Origin of the sequence: Sphingomonas sp. HT-1 (assembly GCF_048568905.1) — a bacterium.
In the GTDB taxonomy this organism is placed as follows: Bacteria; Pseudomonadota; Alphaproteobacteria; order Sphingomonadales; family Sphingomonadaceae; genus Sphingomonas.
Genome location: NZ_CP183770.1, coordinates 792,240 through 807,804, shown reverse-complemented (window position 1 = coordinate 807,804; position 15,565 = coordinate 792,240). Strand labels below are relative to the sequence as shown.

Below are 15,565 nucleotides of genomic sequence, written 5' to 3'. Positions count from 1 at the left end.
CGCTCAGTCGTTCGGGCGGGCCGGCACCGGATAGACGATGAAGTCCGCGTGCCGGTCCACCACCGGCACAGGCCCGGCCTTGGCTACGGCGGCGCGCAGTTCCTCGATCGCGGAAGGCGCCAACGGGAGCGGATGTTCGTCGGCATGCACCGGAGCCTCCATCGCATAATCCTTGGCCGGGGTGGTCGTCATTTCGATATGCGCGCCGAGCAGCGCACGGATCCGGTGCGTCCTAGCAAACGCCGCCAGCCGCTCGGCACTCCCCCGGAAATCGTCGAAATGGTTGAGCGGCACGTAGAGCCGTCCCGGATAAAGCATGTCCCCCGAGAACAGCAGCCGAGTCCGCGCATCATAGACCATGATGTGCGCCGGCTGGTGGCCAGGCGTCGCCAGCACGTCTAACGTCCGGCCCCCGAGGTCAAACCGCGCCACGCTCTGTGGCCAATCGGTGAAGCCGAAGAACGCAGCGACTTCAGTGGGTTTCAATCCCACCACATCGGTATCCGGCCGCGCGCGGAACTCGTCGTCGCCGGCATGATGGTCGCCATGGCTGTGCGAGTGCGCCACAATCAGCCGGATCGGTCGCTCGCCGTGCCTGGCGCGCCAGTCCGCGATCAGCCGGTCGATCGTCGGCCGGATCTGCAGCCCGCCAGCGCCGCTATCGAGGAGCAGCACCCGCTCGCGGCCGAAGAGCAGGTATAGGAAAGGCGCTTCAAAATTGGTCTGCACCGATTGGCGGATCACGAAGGTGTCGCCGTCGATCGCCTGCACCTGCGTTTCGGGTTCGCGCGCCTGCGTGCCGTTGATCCAGGGCTTGAAGGCAAGCGGCTTCGGGTCCTCCGCCCCGAGCAGAGCAAAGGTGGCCAGCGTGAGCAAAAGCGATCGGCGAAATCGGTGCATACGCGGCATGCTGGGCCAGGCAAGCAGGCCGGACAAGCCGTTGAATCGCCTGCTACGTCAAACGACTTACGGCATGTCGCGCTGCTTTCGGTCATCTTGGTTTCATCGGAGTCACTAAGAGGACCGGGCGCAGTCATGGATGCAGCTGTTTCGAACCTGAACGTTTCGAACCTGAACGAGGCGACCGGCGTGCAAGGCGGGCCGATCAAGCGCTTCGTCTTCACCCATTTCCAGCCGGCCATGCTGGTGGCAATGATCCTGTTCTGGACCTTCGCGCCGGATTCGATTGCCAAGCCGGCCACCGCAGTAGGCATCGGCATCGTCTTCAAGCTGTGCCTGCTGGGCATGGAGCGCATCAGCGAGCGGCACGCCAGCTGGCGGCTCACCTGGAAGGAGCTGGCCAGCGACGTCTTCTATGTCGCGATCAGCTATACGCTGGTGAAATATGTCGGAAAGAACTTTGGCGATGACGCGATTATCGACGCCATCAAAGGCTATTTCCACATTAAGACCGCCTGGGCCGCCCAGATCCCGATCCTGTTCCAGGCGCTCGCTATCCTGCTAATCTTCGATTTCGGCCAGTATTGGATGCATCGCGGCATGCACAACTGGTATCCGCTGTGGCTGACCCATGCGCCGCACCACCATATTACGCAGCTCAACGCGCTGAAGGGCTCCGTTGGCAACCCGATCGAACTGTTCCTGATCGGGCTTAGCTTTGGGGGGTTCTTCGATTTCCTGCCGCGCGCCGCGCTGCTCGCCGGCGGCATCGGCATGGCGGTGGGCGCCTATACCCACGCGAACATCCGTTTCAACACGCCGCGTTGGTGGTCCTATCTGTTCAACACGGTCGAGCATCACAGCCTGCACCATTCGCCGGATTACGACAGCAGCCGCACCAACTACGCCAACACCTTCATCTTTATCGACCGCATCTTCGGCACCTGCGTCGACTCGCAGTCGGAACGGGTCGGGCTCGATGATTGCCGTCGCCTGCCCATCAAGGACCAGATGCTCTACCCCTTCTACCCGATGGTCGATCAGGTGAAGAAATGGCGGCTTTCGCGGACGGCAGCCGCCGTACCCGCCGAATAGGACCGCCTCCGTCGCTCTTCTGAAAAAGGCTTGGCTATGCGCATCATCGACTGGATCTGGCGTGTCCGCGGAAGCATCCCGCTTGCGTCTCCGCGATCAAGCGCCGAGCTTTTCGGTCGGCTGGAAGGCCTGTTCCAGGAACGGGGCACGACGACCGAGATCGTCGACGGCGCACTTATCTTTCACAAGGAAAATCCCGATTCGCAGGACAAGCTGGCTTCGTTCGAGACCGGCAGGCTGACCCTTTCCGGCGGAAGCGCACCCGCACTCCACTATGCGATGAGCAGCAAGCCGCTCCTTTGGTGCTTCATCGCGCCTCTGCCCTTCCTAGCGGTAGCCCTGGGTGTGCCGAGCCTGAAGATCTCAGGATACAGTTTTGCCGGCATCTTCGTGCTGCTATATATCGCCGGTCGCTTCATTGAACAGCGCCAGGCGCACAGGCTGTTCACCCGTGCGCTGGGGGATGCTGCAGCAATCGCGGCGCCCGCTGCCGCTTCGGCCGAAGCCGGCGTACCGATCTGACGCACCTTCCGTGGCGCGCGGTTTCCACTGATGCCGCGAACCCAGGCGCGCCGCGGCGAACACCTTTCTTTTGCGGCCGTTAACCGCTGAAATGCGTAAACGATCCTTTTCCCTGTTACAGACCGGAGACAAACCGGGAGGAAGGCCCTATATGGCGGCCAACCGTTGCCGTTCCCCCCGAGGGCCAATGCTTACCACACACCCGTTTGATGACGACAAGCTGCACGAAGAGTGTGGCATTTTCGGCGTTTCCAACAGCGAAGGCGCCGCCGCGATGGTCGCGTTGGGGCTGCACGCGCTCCAGCACCGCGGCCAGGAAGCTGCGGGCATCACCAGCTGGGATGGGCAGCAATTCCATTCCCACCGGGCGATGGGCCATGTCGCCGGCAATTTCGATCGCGACGATGTGATTCGCTCGCTGCCCGGCCTCGTGGCCTGTGGCCATGTCCGCTATGCCACCACCGGCGGCTCGGCGATCCGCAACGTCCAGCCGCTCTATGCCGAGCTGGCCAGCGGCGGCTTCGCCGTTGCGCATAACGGCAATATCTCGAATGCGATGCGGCTGCGGCGCGATCTCGTCCGCCGCGGCGCGATCTTCCAGTCGACTTCGGATACCGAGGTGATTCTCCATCTCGTCGCCACCTCTCAATATCGTACGCTGATCGATCGGTTCATCGACGCGCTCAAGCAAGTGGAAGGCGCCTATTCGCTGATCGTGATGACGCCGGAAGGCATGGTCGCCTGCCGCGATCCGCTGGGCATTCGTCCGCTGGTGATGGGCCGGTTGGGCGATGCAGTGATCTTCGCTTCCGAAACGGTTGCCCTCGACGTGGTCGGCGCCGATTATGTCCGCGACGTCGAACCTGGCGAGCTGGTGATCGTGAAGGGCAATGGCAATATCTCCAGCCACAAGCCGTTCGCGCCGCAGGCGGCCCGCCCGTGCATCTTCGAATATGTCTACTTCTCACGCCCCGATTCGATCAGCGACAACCGCTCGGTCTATTCGGTGCGCAAGGCGATCGGCGCGCAGTTGGCGATCGAATCGCCGGTCGAGGCCGACCTCGTCGTGCCGGTGCCCGATTCGGGCGTTCCGGCGGCGATCGGCTATGCCCAGCAATCGGGCATCCCGTTCGAGCTGGGCATCATCCGTTCGCACTATGTCGGCCGCACCTTCATCCAGCCGGGCGACAAGGTCCGCCATCTCGGCGTGAAGCTGAAGCACAACGCCAATCGCGATCTGATTGCCGGCAAGCGCATCGTGCTGATCGACGATTCGATCGTGCGCGGCACCACGAGCCTGAAGATCGTGCAGATGATGCACGAAGCCGGCGCGGCGGAAGTCCATATGCGCATCGCCTCGCCGCCCACCCGGCACAGCTGCTTCTACGGTGTCGACACGCCGGAACGCGCCAAGCTGCTCGCGGCGAAGATGGATGTCGGCGGCATGACCGATTTCATTCATGCAGACAGCCTTGCCTTCGTCTCAATCGACGGCCTGTACAAGGCGCTGGGCGAAGCGAAGCGCGCGGACATCCATCCGAAATATTGCGACGCCTGTTTCACCGGCGATTATCCGACGATGCTGACCGATCAGGACGAGCTTGCGCCGCCGCCCGATCAACTGGCGCTGCTTGCCGAAAAGGTCGGCTGAACCGTCCTCCCTCTTCGCATTCCAGGAGACCGCATGCGCGACCGTCCGCTATCGGGAAAGACTGCGCTCGTCACCGGCGCCAGCCGCGGCATCGGCGCCGCCACGGCGCTGGCGCTCGCCGAAGCGGGAGCGCATGTGGTGCTTACCGCGCGCACGGCCGGCGGGCTGGAGGAAGTTGAGGACGCGATTTTCGCGGCCGGCGGCAGCGCCACCATCGCGCCGCTCGACCTGACCGTACATCAGGCGATCGCCCGGCTTGCCGAAGCGGTTGCGGAACGCTGGTCGGCGCTCGACATGCTGGTGCTGAACGCCGGCATGCTGGGGACGCTTGGCGCGATCAACGCCATCGACTTCCCGGAATTCGCGAAGGTGTTGACGCTGAACGTCACCGCGCAGGCCGCGCTGCTCGCCGCTTTCGATCCGTTGCTGCGCCGGGCGCCTTCGGCGCGGGTGATCGGGATCACCTCCAGCGTGGCGCAGGCGCCGCGCGCCTATTGGGGCGTCTATGGCGCATCAAAGGCTGCGTTCGAGAATCTGCTGCTCAGCTATGGCGAGGAAGTGGGACCGATCAGCGCAATCCGCACGGCGATCCTCGATCCCGGCGCCACCCGCACCAAGATGCGGGCGCGCGCCTTTCCCGGTGAAGATCCTGCCAGCGTCAAGCCGCCGGAAGCGGTGGCTGCGCGGATCGCAGCACTGATGCAGGCCGGCTTTGATGCCGGGCACCGCGAACGGGTCGACTGAGCCGCGTCAAGCTTCCACCACCGGCTGCAGTCCCATAGCCCCCGCCAGCGCGCGGTGGCGCTTCTCCACCGCTTCGCCCCACAGCGCTTCGTCGCCATCGGCAAGGCTGAGGATCACGCTCCCATGCTCTACCCGCAGCCGCGAACGCTTGAGCGGAGCAGCGACGCCGCCGCTCAGCCGCTGGCCCAGTCGCATCGCAAGGCCCCATTTTGTCGCTTCCAGCAACGCATCGGGCGATGCAAGACGTTCGAGGGGCTGCGGCCTATCGGTGGCACCGCCCAGCGACGTGTAGAGCGCCTGTGCCACCATCGCTCGGCCGGCCGCATCGATTCCAACCCAATTGCCGTGCAGCGCGATTTCCATGCCGCGTTCCGCCCGAAATTCCGGGTTTGCCCGCCAGCCAACATCGGCGAGCAGGCAGGCGGCATGGCGCAGCCGCGCCCAATCGCGGCTGTCCTGGAACAGCGGCGCGATCCAGGCATCGAGCAGGTCACCATGCTCGGGGAAGCGGCCCAGCCGCTCGCCTTCCTCGCGCGCCGCGACGATCAGCGGATCCATCCGGCGCTCCTCGGGCGACAGGCGCTGGAACAGCAGGCCTTCGCGCAAACCATAAGCGGAGACGATCGTGCCCGAACTGCCCAGTTGTCTCACTATGGCGAGCAGCACCGCGGCCGCATCGGCAAGCGTGGGGATGCGGGCGCTAGACAGGTCCGGCACGGTCTTCAGGTCCGCCTTGGTGGCGCCTTCTACCCGGCGGCCTAGTTCGGCGATCCGATCGATCGCCAGGGGGTAATTGTGGACGATCGGCAGCGGATAGGCGGTCAGATGCATGTCCAGCTTCGCCAGCGAACGCCAAGAACCGCCGACGAGATAGAAGGGCAGCCCCTTGCAGCGTCCCTTCCAGCCCGCCGCGTCGATCATTCGCGCCACCTCACGATCGAAGGCGGCGCGCCCCTGCGCCCGGATCGCCCCCAGCCGCAGCACCCCCAGCGGGAAGGAAACGCGATCGGTTACGGTGCCGGCCACCACCCGCACCAGCTCCAGGCTGCCGCCGCCGAGATCGCCGACGATACCGTCCGCGTCGGGAATGGCAGACAGAACCCCCAGCCCGGATGCAGTCGCTTCTTCCTGCCCGGAGAGCAGCTCTACCTCGAGCCCCATCGCCTCGGCTGCCGCCATCAGCTCGCCGCCATTGCGGGCATCGCGCACCGCAGCGGTCGCCACCGTGCGAAGCTCGCCCACCTGCATCTCGCCAGCGAGCAGCGCGAACCGGGCGAGTGCGGCGCGGGCGCTGGCCAGCGCGGCAGGCGCGATCGCACCCGTTTCGGCCAGGCCGCGGCCTAGCCCGGCCATGACCTTCTCGTTGAACAGGATCGCCGGCAGCCGCGCTGCGCCTTCATAGACCACCAGGCGCACCGAGTTGGAACCGATATCGATGATCGCGGTGCGCGGGCGTGTGCCCTCTGCCGCCGCCCGCGGCTTGCCGAACAACAAGGTCGCCACCCGGCTCAACCGCCTTTCGCGGCGAGACGACGCTTGCGCGGCGAGAGCTTCGGCACCGGCTTGCGCGCCTCGACGGCAGCGCCGCGGCCGGACAGCGACGGATTGGTCATGAAATAGCGATGCAAGTTGAATTCGCCATCCTCGCCCGGTGCAACCCGCGCATAATGGCCGTCCGCGTCCAACAGCCAGCTTTGTTCGGTATCGAGCAGGTTCGCCACCATCACCTGATCCAGCACCTGATCGTGCACGGTCTTATTGAGGATCGGCAACATGAACTCGACTCGGCGGTCGAAGTTGCGCGGCATCCAGTCGGCGGAGGAGATATACACCTTGGCGCCGTCGTTCGGCAGCGCCTGGCCATTGCCGAACGCCCAGATGCGGCTGTGCTCCAGGAACCGACCGACGATTGACTTTACGCGGATGTTCTCGCTCATGCCCGCCACGCCCGGCCGCAGGCAGCAGATGCCGCGCACAACCAGTTCCACCTTCACGCCGGCGCAGCTTGCTTCGTACAGCTTCTCGATGATCGCAGGGTCGACCAGCGAATTCATCTTCGCCCACACCGTGCCCGGCCGCCCCGCGCGGGCATGGGCGGTTTCCTCTTCGATCAGCTGGCCCAGCCGGTTGCGCAAATCGCGCGGCGAAATGCCGATCAGCTCTAGATGCTGCGGCTCGACATAGCCGGTGACGTAGTTGAAGATCTGCGCAGCATCGCGCCCTACCCGCGGATCGGCGGTGAAGAAGCTGAGATCGGTATAGATGCGCGCGGTAATCGGGTGGTAATTGCCCGTGCCGAAATGGCAGTAGGTGCGATAGCCATTGCCTTCGCGCCGCACCACCATCGAAACCTTGGCATGCGTTTTCCAGTCGATGAAGCCATATACCACTTGCACGCCGGCCCGCTCCAGCGCGGTTGCCCAATAGAGGTTCTGCTCTTCGTCGAACCGCGCTTTCAGCTCCACCACCGCGGTGACTGATTTGCCCGCCTCGGCAGCGGCGATCAGCGCGTTGATAACAGCGGGCTGCTTGCCGGCGCGGTACAGCGTCTGCTTGATCGCAACGACATCCGGATCCGCCGCTGCCTGCTGCAAGAAAGAAATGACAACGTCGAAGCTCTCATAGGGATGGTGGACGATGATGTCCTTTGCTCGGATCGCAGCAAAGCAATCGCCGCCATATTCTCGGATTCGTTCGGGAATTCGCGCAGAGAAGGGCGTGAACTTCAGGTCCGGGCGGTCCTCGTCGACCAGCAGTGAAAGGTCGCCCACTCCCAAAAAGCCGCCGGTCTCCGTCAGCAGCGCATCACTGCCGCCCAGCTCTTCCTTCAGAATGGCTTCCAGCTCCGGGGCGATCCCCTCCTCCATCTCCAGGCGGATCACGCGGCCGCGGCGGCGGCGTTTGATCGCGGACCGGAAGGTCATCACCAAGTCCTCGGCTTCTTCCTCGATCTCGATGTCGCTGTCGCGCAGCACGCGGAACGTGGCGGCACTCACCACGGTATAGCCGGGGAAGAGCAGCCAGGAGAAATGCTTGATCAGCGTCTCGATCGCCACATACCGCGCAGGCGTGCCTGGAAGGCGCACGAACCGGCGGATGGCAGACGGCAAAAGCACAAGCTCACGAACAGGTTGTCTATCGCTCTTGCGAACAAGATTGAAGATCACGCTCGATCCCTGGTTGGGGATGAACGGAAAGGGATGCGCCGGATCCAGCGCTTGCGGCGTCAGGATGGGGAAGATCTGTTCGCGGAAATGCGCCTCAAGCCATTGCTCGACCTCGCCCTCGATCGCATCGGCTTCCAGCACGAAAATATTGGCGATGGCGAGCTCGGCGCGGATATCTACCCACACCGCTTGCTGCTCGTCAGCCAGCCGCGCCGCTTCGGCGGAGATTGCTTCCAGCTGCTGCGCAGGCGTCAGCCCGTCGACCGAACGGGTATCGATGAGCTGAAGCTGCTGACCCATCAGGCCGGCAACGCGGACCATGAAGAACTCGTCGAAGTTATTCCCGGAGATGGACAGGAAGCGCAGCCGCTCCAGCAGCGGATGGGCGGGATTGCACGCCTCTTCCATCACCCGCCGGTTGAACGCGAGCCAGGAAAGCTCCCGGTTGAAATAGCGGGCGGCCTGTTCGGCCGGACTGCGCGGCGGTGCCTCCGGGGCGGCGATCGAAGCGGTTGCTGGGCTGTTCATTCGCTCTCGCTATCGTCGAAATGCGTCAAAAGGCTTGCAGCCCCCAATGTAGCCTTCACCACTGGGATCGACAAACGACCATCGGTTTCGGTCTCCAGCACATCGGCCACGCGCAGAATGGCGACATGGCTGCGTTCGATCCGCTTTGCGATCCAGGCGATCACCACGGGCGCCGCGTGCAGCAGGTGCCGGGTGAAGGCGCGCTCCACCAGCTGCGGCATCAGCGCATCGTCGGGCGGGCCGATCTCCAGCAGCGGCGACGCGGCAAGGCGCGAGCGCAGGTCGGGCAGTGCCACCTCCCACCGTGGCGGTGGCGCATCGGCGACGATCAACAGCGGGCGATGCTCGACCTGTGCTCGATTCCAGGCATGAAAGATCTCCGCCTCCACCGCCCGCTCCGCATCGTCGATGATCGCAGCACCCGTCTTCGCCGCGAAGATCCGCGCCAGCAGGCTACGGCCCGACTTGCGCGGGCCTGTGAGCAGCGCCGCCATGACCGGCCATGTGCCCCAATGTTCAAGCTGGTGGACCGCGCGGGCGTTCGATTCGCTGACCAGGAAATCAGTTTCGCTCGCCTCGGGCAAGCCAAGCGGCAGGCGCAGCTGGCTCATGGTTCCCGCGGCGTCGCCGAAGCGCGCGGCGACGGTGTCGCGGCCGGTGCGGAGCTTCCGCCTCCGGCCCGCCGGATCCGCAGCACCCCTGGCCCCTCCTGCACGCTCCAGCCGCGCGCCTCCAACGCGGCGCGAAGGCTTGCCTGCGATCCGTCGAAGGCGATGCGCATCACCGAGATGCCGCCGAGCGCTAGGCTCGCGGTCGTTGCGCTGCGCACGCCCGGCACGCTCCGAATGGCCGATTCAGATGCCGTCACTGCGGCAGCGTTGGGCGTGTCGACCTGAATCGACAGCGTGGCGCCTCCGGCGGCGTCGGCCGTGGGCGTCGCCGTCGGGGTGGGTTCGGGCGCCGCCTCGGTGAGTTCGGGCGGCGCGATCTGCGCCACCGGCGGACGTGCAGCGAGCACGGCATCGGTGTGCAACCGGCCCTCGGCCAGCGCCGTCTGATACGCCTTGTCGATGCGCCTCACCGCAGTATCGAGCAGCGCATCGATCGCGTCACCATTGTCGATGCGCAGCGCAAAGCTTGTCACCGGCACCCGGTCCGGCCCGTGGCTGGCCGCGAATACGCCGATAATCGGCCCGCCGGGATATTCGCGCCGCAGCTGCACCTCGGCGACCAGGACATCGTTCGCGCCATATTGGTCGAGGATCGTGCGCCACCAGTTGCGCCCGCGCCGCAGCGTCTGGCCGCTGTTCACCAGCAACCGGTCCGCGCCCGTGCCGCGCAGGCGCACATAGTCGATGGTGCTGCTAGCAGCACGCAATCGGTTCCATGCGCGCGCCCATGCGGTCTCGCGCTCGAAAACCTGTCCCGAACCGCCCGAAAACTGCAGCGGCACCAGCAACATGGGCGCCGAATGGGTAACGGCGATCGAAACCCCTAAAATCGAGCCTGCTTTGGACCTGTCGAACAGGATACCCAGGCTGGCGATATAGCGGTTCGGCCCGATCTGCTCGCGCTCCACCACGATGCCGGTCACGATCGAATCGAGGGCCGAATCGGACAGCGGGCTGGTCTTGCCGGTCAACTGCTTCGCCAGCCGTTCCCAGCCTTTGCGCTGGGCGATCCGCCAGCCCCCCTGCCGCGCGAGATCCGCCGTCTTACCTGATACGTCGACGGTGACGCCGCTCACCTCGAAGCTGCCGGAAGCCGCAGCAGCAGCCGTCGGCGCTTCGCCCTGCCCCCGCGCGACCATGGCCCCGGTAGCGGCCATGCCGAGCGCCGCAAGGGCGACGAAAGCGGTTTTGGGACGTCGGAACTGCATCTGCGCGCTCTTTTGGCGAAGCGGGCGTGGAAATCCAAGCGCGTTGTGGCTAGTGCCGACGCCCATGAGCGAGACCAAGGCGGGCGATGGCCCTTATACCTATGCCCAGGCGGGCGTTTCGATTGCGGCAGGCAACGCGCTGGTGCGCGCGATCGGGCCGCTGGCGCGTTCCACTCGGCGCTCCGGCGCCGATGCCGATCTCGGCGGGTTCGGCGGCATCTTCGATCTAAAGGCGGCCGGCTTTACCGATCCGCTACTAGTCGCCGCGAACGATGGCGTCGGCACCAAGCTCAAGCTGGCGATCGAGCATGACCGGCACGACGGCGTCGGCATCGATCTTGTGGCGATGTGCGCCAACGATCTGATCGTGCAGGGCGCCGAGCCTCTGTTTTTCCTCGATTATTATGCGAGCGGCAAGCTCGACAACGCGGTGGCAGAGCGAGTGATCGCAGGAATCGCCGAAGGATGCCGCCAGGCCGGTTGCGCGCTGATCGGCGGCGAAACGGCGGAGATGCCGGGCATGTACGCCGATGGAGATTATGATCTCGCCGGCTTCTGCGTCGGCGCGGTCGAGCGCGATCAGTTGCTCGACGGCAAGAAGATTGCGCCCGGCGACGTGCTGCTCGGTCTCGCCTCAAATGGCGTGCACTCGAACGGCTTCTCGCTGGTGCGGCGACTCGCGGCAGACAAGGGGTGGAAGCTCGATCGACCTGCTTTGTTCGATCAGGAGCGCCTGCTGATCGACGCGCTGATGGCACCGACTCGTATTTATGTCGCCAGCCTGCTGCCGGAGTTACGCAAGGGCAGCATCCATGGACTTGCCCACATCACCGGCGGCGGCCTACTGGAAAACGTTCCTCGCGTGCTCCCCGCAGGCACCCACGCGCGCATCGATGCCGATGCATGGCCACAGCCGCGCCTCATGGCGTTCCTACAGGCACAGGGCGCAATCGAGCCGGAAGAGATGGCGCGCACCTTCAACTGCGGCATTGGCATGGTCGCCGTAGTCCCGGCGGATCAGGCCGAGGCGGTAACGGCAGCACTTACCACTGCGGGCGAGACGGTGTTCACGATCGGCACGATCGAAGCCGGCGAGTGCGGGTGCACCGTGGTTGGCGGCGACGAAACCTGGAGCGCGCGCGAACCGTGGAGCGCCACGCACCATGGCTGAGGCGTCTACCGGCGCCTCAAGCCCTAAGAAGCGAGTCGGCATCCTGATCTCGGGTCGCGGATCGAACATGGCTTCGCTGGTGGAGGCCGCCGCGGCGCCGGATTGCCCCTATACGGTAGCACTTGTCGCCAGCGACAAGCCGGAAGCCGCCGGGCTTGCCTGGGCCGCCGAGCGCGGCGTCCGGACCTTCGCCCAGTCGCCCAAGGGCATGCCGAAGGCCGAGTATGAAGCCAGCATCGACGCGGCGCTGCGCGATGCGGACGTGGAGGCGATTGCGCTTGCCGGCTATATGCGGCTGCTATCAGATGCGTTCGTGGCCCGCTGGCGCGGGCGAATCGTGAACATTCACCCGTCGCTGCTGCCGAAATACAAGGGACTGGATACCCATGCCCGCGCGATCGCTGCCGGCGATACCGAAGCCGGCGCCTCCGTGCATCTGGTGACCGAAGAATTGGATGGCGGTGAGGTTCTGGGCCAGGCGCGCGTGGCGATCCTTGCCGGTGACACCGCCGACACCCTCTCGCAGCGCGTGCTGCAGGAAGAACACCGTCTATACCCCCGCATCCTTTCGCAATGGCTACAAGGCTGATCGACAACGGATATTTCGCCCGCCCCGCGCGTTAAGGTCGCCGATAAGAACAGGCAGAAAGAAACGGACATGCCCAGCGAATCGCCGCTTGCGCCCGAAACGAGCGGCGGGGTGGCGTCCGCGGAATTCGGCCTGGTGATGCTCGACGGGCCTGCGGGCGTGGCCGTGGCAATGACCCCCGAAGCCGCCGAGGAAACCGGTCTCAGCTTGCTGGCGGCCGCAGAAGCCGCCGCCGGGCAACGCGCGCGCGGAGAAACGGGTTATTAGGCTTGTGCAACGATGCTGCTCGCGCCGATAAGGGGCGCGGATGATCAAGGTCGCCAGCTACAACATGCGGAAGTCGATCGGCACCGACCGACGACGCCGACCGGAGAGGACGCTCGAGGTACTGCTCGAGGTCGATGCCGATGTGATCGCCTTGCAGGAGGCGGATCGCCGATTCGGCACACGCGAGGCTGTGCTCACCGCGAACCTGCTCGCCGAACACAGCCCGTGGAAGGCGGTGCACTTCGGGATGCGGGCGCGTTCGATGGGCTGGCATGGCAATGCCTTGCTGGTACGCAAGGACGCGGAGATCCTCGCCTGCGAAGCCATTCACCTCCCTACGCTTGAGCCGCGCGGCGCGGTGATGGCCGATCTGCGGGTGAACGGCTCGCCCTTGCGGGTGGTCGGGATGCATCTCGATCTTTCCGGCCTCTGGCGGCGCCGCCAGGCCCATGCCATTCTTTCCCATCTCGCCGCCTGCACCCCACGGATGCCGACAGTGATGATGGGCGACCTTAACGAATGGAGCGCTGAACGCGGCTGCCTGCACGATTTCGCTCAGCATTTCGCGTTCGCTCCCACCGGCAAGAGCTTCCACGCCCGCCGCCCGATGGCGCGGCTGGACAGGATAATGGCATCGCCCGAACTTGAGATCGGCGACGTCGGCGTGCACCGGAGTCTCGCCGCGCGCACCGCCTCCGATCACCTGCCGGTCTGGGCGGAGCTACGGCACCGCTGATGCACGAGACGCAGGAAAAGGAACTGCGGCTCGCACTGGTCTGCTATGGCGGGATCAGCCTCGCCGTCTACATGCACGGCATCACCAAGGAAGTCTGGCACCTCGCCCGCGCCAGCTGTGCGGAACGCGAGGGCACGCCGCTCGACAGCGTCTATCGCGGGCTGATCGAGGAAATCCGCGAGCGCAGCGGCCTTAACCTTCGCGTGCTCGTCGACATTCTATCCGGCGCCAGCGCCGGCGGGATCAACGCGGTTTTCCTGGCACAGGCGATCGCCACCGGCCAGTCGCTGGATCCGCTGACCGCAATGTGGCTCGACCATGCCGATGTCGAGGCGCTGCTCGCCCCCGCTCAGGCCCCGTCGCACCGCTTCGCCAAGATCTGGGCGACGCCGATCGCCTGGATGATGGCCAATCGCTCGCAGACGATCGACGAGACCGTGGAGGCCAGTGCCCGCGCCGAAGTCCGGGAAAAGCTGGAGCGTTTCGTCCGGTCCCGCTGGTTCGAACCGCCTTTCGGCGGAGAGCAGCTGCTGAACAAGCTGCTCGATGCCTTCGACGCAATGGCCCGGGGCCCGGCCGACCGTCGCCTCCTGCCGCACGGGCAGCCGCTCGATCTGTTCGTCACCGCCACCGATTTTCGCGGACATTCCGAAATGCTGCGACTGAATTCCCCGCGGGAAGTGGTGGAAACCGAACACCGGCTGGTCTTCGCCTTCAGCGATCACGGGCGAGGCACCGGCGTCGCCCATCCCGCGGCCCTCGCCTTCGCAGCGCGTGCCACCTCCAGCTTCCCGGGCGCCTTCCCGCCGCTGATGGTGGCGGAACTCGACAAGGTTCTTGCCGAGCGCGGCGAGCAATGGGCGGGCCGCAACGCCTTCCTGCAGCGCGCGCTGCCCGAGCAATGGGCGGACAATCGAGCGGAAAAGGCCGTGCTAATCGATGGCTCGGTGCTCGCAAACGCGCCCTTCCGCCCGGCGATGGAGGCATTGCGTGAGCGTCCCGCCCACCGCCAGGTGGACCGCCGCTTCGTCTTCCTCGATCCGACGCCGGACATGCGCTTCGATTTTTACGGCCCCCGGCAGGAACGCCCTGGGTTCTTTTCGACGCTGATCGGCGCGCTTTCGGAGCTGCCGCGCAAGCAGCCGATCCGCGACAATCTAGAAACTATCGCCGAGCGGTCCGATCGGATCGAGCGGATGCTTGCCATCGTGACGGAGATCCGCGCAGAGGTTGAAGCGCAGGTCGACTTGCTGTTCGGCTATACGCTGTGGCTGGATTACCCGACGCCCAAGCGACTGGCCGCGTGGCGCAAACGCGCGCAGCTCCAGGCCGCCGCAAAGGCGGGCTATGGCCACACCGCCTATGCGTTGCTGAAAGTGGACGGCGCGATCGATCGCACTGCGCGACTGGTGCAGGCGGTGCTGGGCCAGCAGGACGGCCAGCGGCTTCGCATGCTTTGCCGGCAGCTGCGCGAAACGGTGCGCGCGCGAGGCGCCGATCGGTTCGGCGCATCGCTGCCGGGCGGCGCTTCCCCCGAGGCGCTGGATTTCCTTCGTGGTCACGACCTAGGTTTCCGCATCCGCCGGCTGCGCCTTCTCGCCCGGCGCCTCGCCGAACTGGAGCAGTCGGCGCCGCGCGGGGTGATGCGGCCGATGCGCGATGCGATCTATGGTGCGCTCGCCGCCTATCTTGAGCTGAAGCGCGCCGATACCTTTGTCGATCTGCGCGAAACGCTGGTGGATGCGGAGAATCATGCCGGGCCGACGCTCGATGCCCTGGCGGCGCACATGCAGCTCCGCACGCTCGACGCGCAGACCGATGCGATCCTTTCCACCGGGTTCAGCGCACTGTCGAAGGATCTGCGGCGGCCGATGCTGCTCGCCTATCTCGGCTTCCCCTTCTTCGACATCGCCACGCTGCCCCTACTGCAAGGCGAAGGCGTGGACGAATTCGATCCGATCCGCGTCGACCGGATCTCGCCCGAGGATGCCAAGGCAATCCGGACCGGCGGCGTGGCGGCGATGCTAAAAGGCAATCAGTTCAACAATTTCGGCGCCTTTTTCAGCCGCGCCTACCGCGAGAACGATTATCTCTGGGGCCGGCTCAACGGTGCCGATCGGCTGATCGACATCGTCTTGTCGACTCTCGACGAAGATGCTCAACTACCCGCCGATCGCATCGCCGAAGTGAAGCGCCGGGCCTTTCACGCGATCCTGGACGAAGAGGCGCCGCGTCTCACGGCCATTCCTGCCCTGATCGCGGAGCTGCGCAGCGAAATCGGCTGAGCCTTGGCAAGCAGCCTTCCTCGGGCCTAGA

14 protein-coding genes are annotated in these 15,565 nt (G+C 65.4%); 9 read left to right on the top strand and 5 right to left on the bottom strand.

Annotated elements, in window-relative coordinates; all coding sequences use genetic code 11:
- Positions 1-3: 3 nt before the first annotated feature.
- Positions 4-909, bottom strand: coding sequence for an MBL fold metallo-hydrolase (locus ACNFJ7_RS03840; RefSeq protein ID WP_019367886.1), 906 nt, complete (start codon positions 907-909; stop codon positions 4-6).
- Positions 910-1,035: 126 nt separating this feature from the next.
- On the opposite strand from ACNFJ7_RS03840, the gene ACNFJ7_RS03835 reads away from it, so the two are divergent.
- The 4 genes from ACNFJ7_RS03835 to ACNFJ7_RS03820 all read left to right on the top strand — a co-directional run bounded on the left by ACNFJ7_RS03835 (position 1,036) and on the right by ACNFJ7_RS03820 (position 4,912).
- A complete protein-coding gene (locus ACNFJ7_RS03835) occupies positions 1,036-1,995 on the top strand; it encodes a sterol desaturase family protein (RefSeq protein WP_019367887.1) in 960 nt (319 codons plus the stop codon).
- A 36-nt stretch (positions 1,996-2,031) separates the two neighbouring features.
- Positions 2,032-2,517, top strand: coding sequence for a hypothetical protein (locus ACNFJ7_RS03830; RefSeq protein WP_019367888.1), 486 nt, complete (start codon positions 2,032-2,034; stop codon positions 2,515-2,517).
- A gap of 187 nt (positions 2,518-2,704) precedes the next feature.
- Positions 2,705-4,168, top strand: a complete 1,464-nt coding sequence (gene purF / locus ACNFJ7_RS03825; protein ID WP_019367889.1) for an amidophosphoribosyltransferase — start codon at positions 2,705-2,707, stop codon at positions 4,166-4,168.
- Between the two features lie 33 nt (positions 4,169-4,201).
- Complete coding sequence (locus tag ACNFJ7_RS03820; RefSeq protein WP_019367890.1) at positions 4,202-4,912, top strand: SDR family NAD(P)-dependent oxidoreductase; 711 nt, start codon at positions 4,202-4,204, stop codon at positions 4,910-4,912.
- A 6-nt stretch (positions 4,913-4,918) separates the two neighbouring features.
- Here the strand turns inward: ACNFJ7_RS03820 and ACNFJ7_RS03815 are convergent, their stop codons facing one another.
- The 4 genes from ACNFJ7_RS03815 to ACNFJ7_RS03800 are packed head-to-tail and all read right to left on the bottom strand — an operon-like array spanning position 4,919 to position 10,486.
- Positions 4,919-6,415, bottom strand: a complete 1,497-nt coding sequence (locus ACNFJ7_RS03815) for a Ppx/GppA family phosphatase (RefSeq protein WP_019367891.1) — start codon at positions 6,413-6,415, stop codon at positions 4,919-4,921.
- A 5-nt stretch (positions 6,416-6,420) separates the two neighbouring features.
- The gene (locus tag ACNFJ7_RS03810; RefSeq protein ID WP_019367892.1) at positions 6,421-8,607 is read right to left on the bottom strand and encodes an RNA degradosome polyphosphate kinase; all 2,187 of its coding nucleotides are present in this window, start codon (positions 8,605-8,607) and stop codon (positions 6,421-6,423) included.
- Entirely contained in the window at positions 8,604-9,218 is a 615-nt protein-coding gene (locus ACNFJ7_RS03805; protein ID WP_019367893.1) for a DnaA ATPase domain-containing protein, read from the bottom strand. Before ACNFJ7_RS03805 ends, ACNFJ7_RS03810 begins: the two co-directional genes overlap by 4 nt.
- On the bottom strand, positions 9,215-10,486 hold the full coding sequence (locus tag ACNFJ7_RS03800) for a hypothetical protein (protein ID WP_037512807.1): 1,272 nt from the start codon (positions 10,484-10,486) through the stop codon (positions 9,215-9,217). The genes ACNFJ7_RS03805 and ACNFJ7_RS03800 overlap by 4 nt, the downstream gene beginning before the upstream one ends.
- A gap of 64 nt (positions 10,487-10,550) precedes the next feature.
- Here ACNFJ7_RS03800 and purM point away from each other — a divergent pair, with 64 nt between their 5' ends.
- The 5 genes from purM (at position 10,551) to ACNFJ7_RS03775 (ending at position 15,534) form a co-directional block, all read left to right on the top strand.
- Positions 10,551-11,657: a phosphoribosylformylglycinamidine cyclo-ligase gene (gene purM, locus ACNFJ7_RS03795; RefSeq protein WP_058805442.1), complete on the top strand. Its 1,107-nt coding sequence runs from the start codon at positions 10,551-10,553 to the stop codon at positions 11,655-11,657.
- Positions 11,650-12,246 carry a phosphoribosylglycinamide formyltransferase gene (gene purN / locus ACNFJ7_RS03790; RefSeq protein ID WP_037512775.1) on the top strand — a complete coding sequence of 199 codons (597 nt, stop codon included), beginning with the start codon at positions 11,650-11,652 and terminating at the stop codon, positions 12,244-12,246. The genes purM and purN overlap by 8 nt, the downstream gene beginning before the upstream one ends.
- Before the next feature lie 69 nt (positions 12,247-12,315).
- A complete protein-coding gene (locus ACNFJ7_RS03785) occupies positions 12,316-12,513 on the top strand; it encodes a hypothetical protein (protein ID WP_019367897.1) in 198 nt (65 codons plus the stop codon).
- A gap of 40 nt (positions 12,514-12,553) precedes the next feature.
- Entirely contained in the window at positions 12,554-13,249 is a 696-nt protein-coding gene (locus tag ACNFJ7_RS03780) for an endonuclease/exonuclease/phosphatase family protein (RefSeq protein ID WP_058805441.1), read from the top strand.
- On the top strand, positions 13,249-15,534 hold the full coding sequence (locus ACNFJ7_RS03775) for a patatin-like protein (RefSeq protein ID WP_019367899.1): 2,286 nt from the start codon (positions 13,249-13,251) through the stop codon (positions 15,532-15,534). The genes ACNFJ7_RS03780 and ACNFJ7_RS03775 overlap by 1 nt, the downstream gene beginning before the upstream one ends.
- The last annotated feature ends 31 nt before the right edge of the window (positions 15,535-15,565 follow it).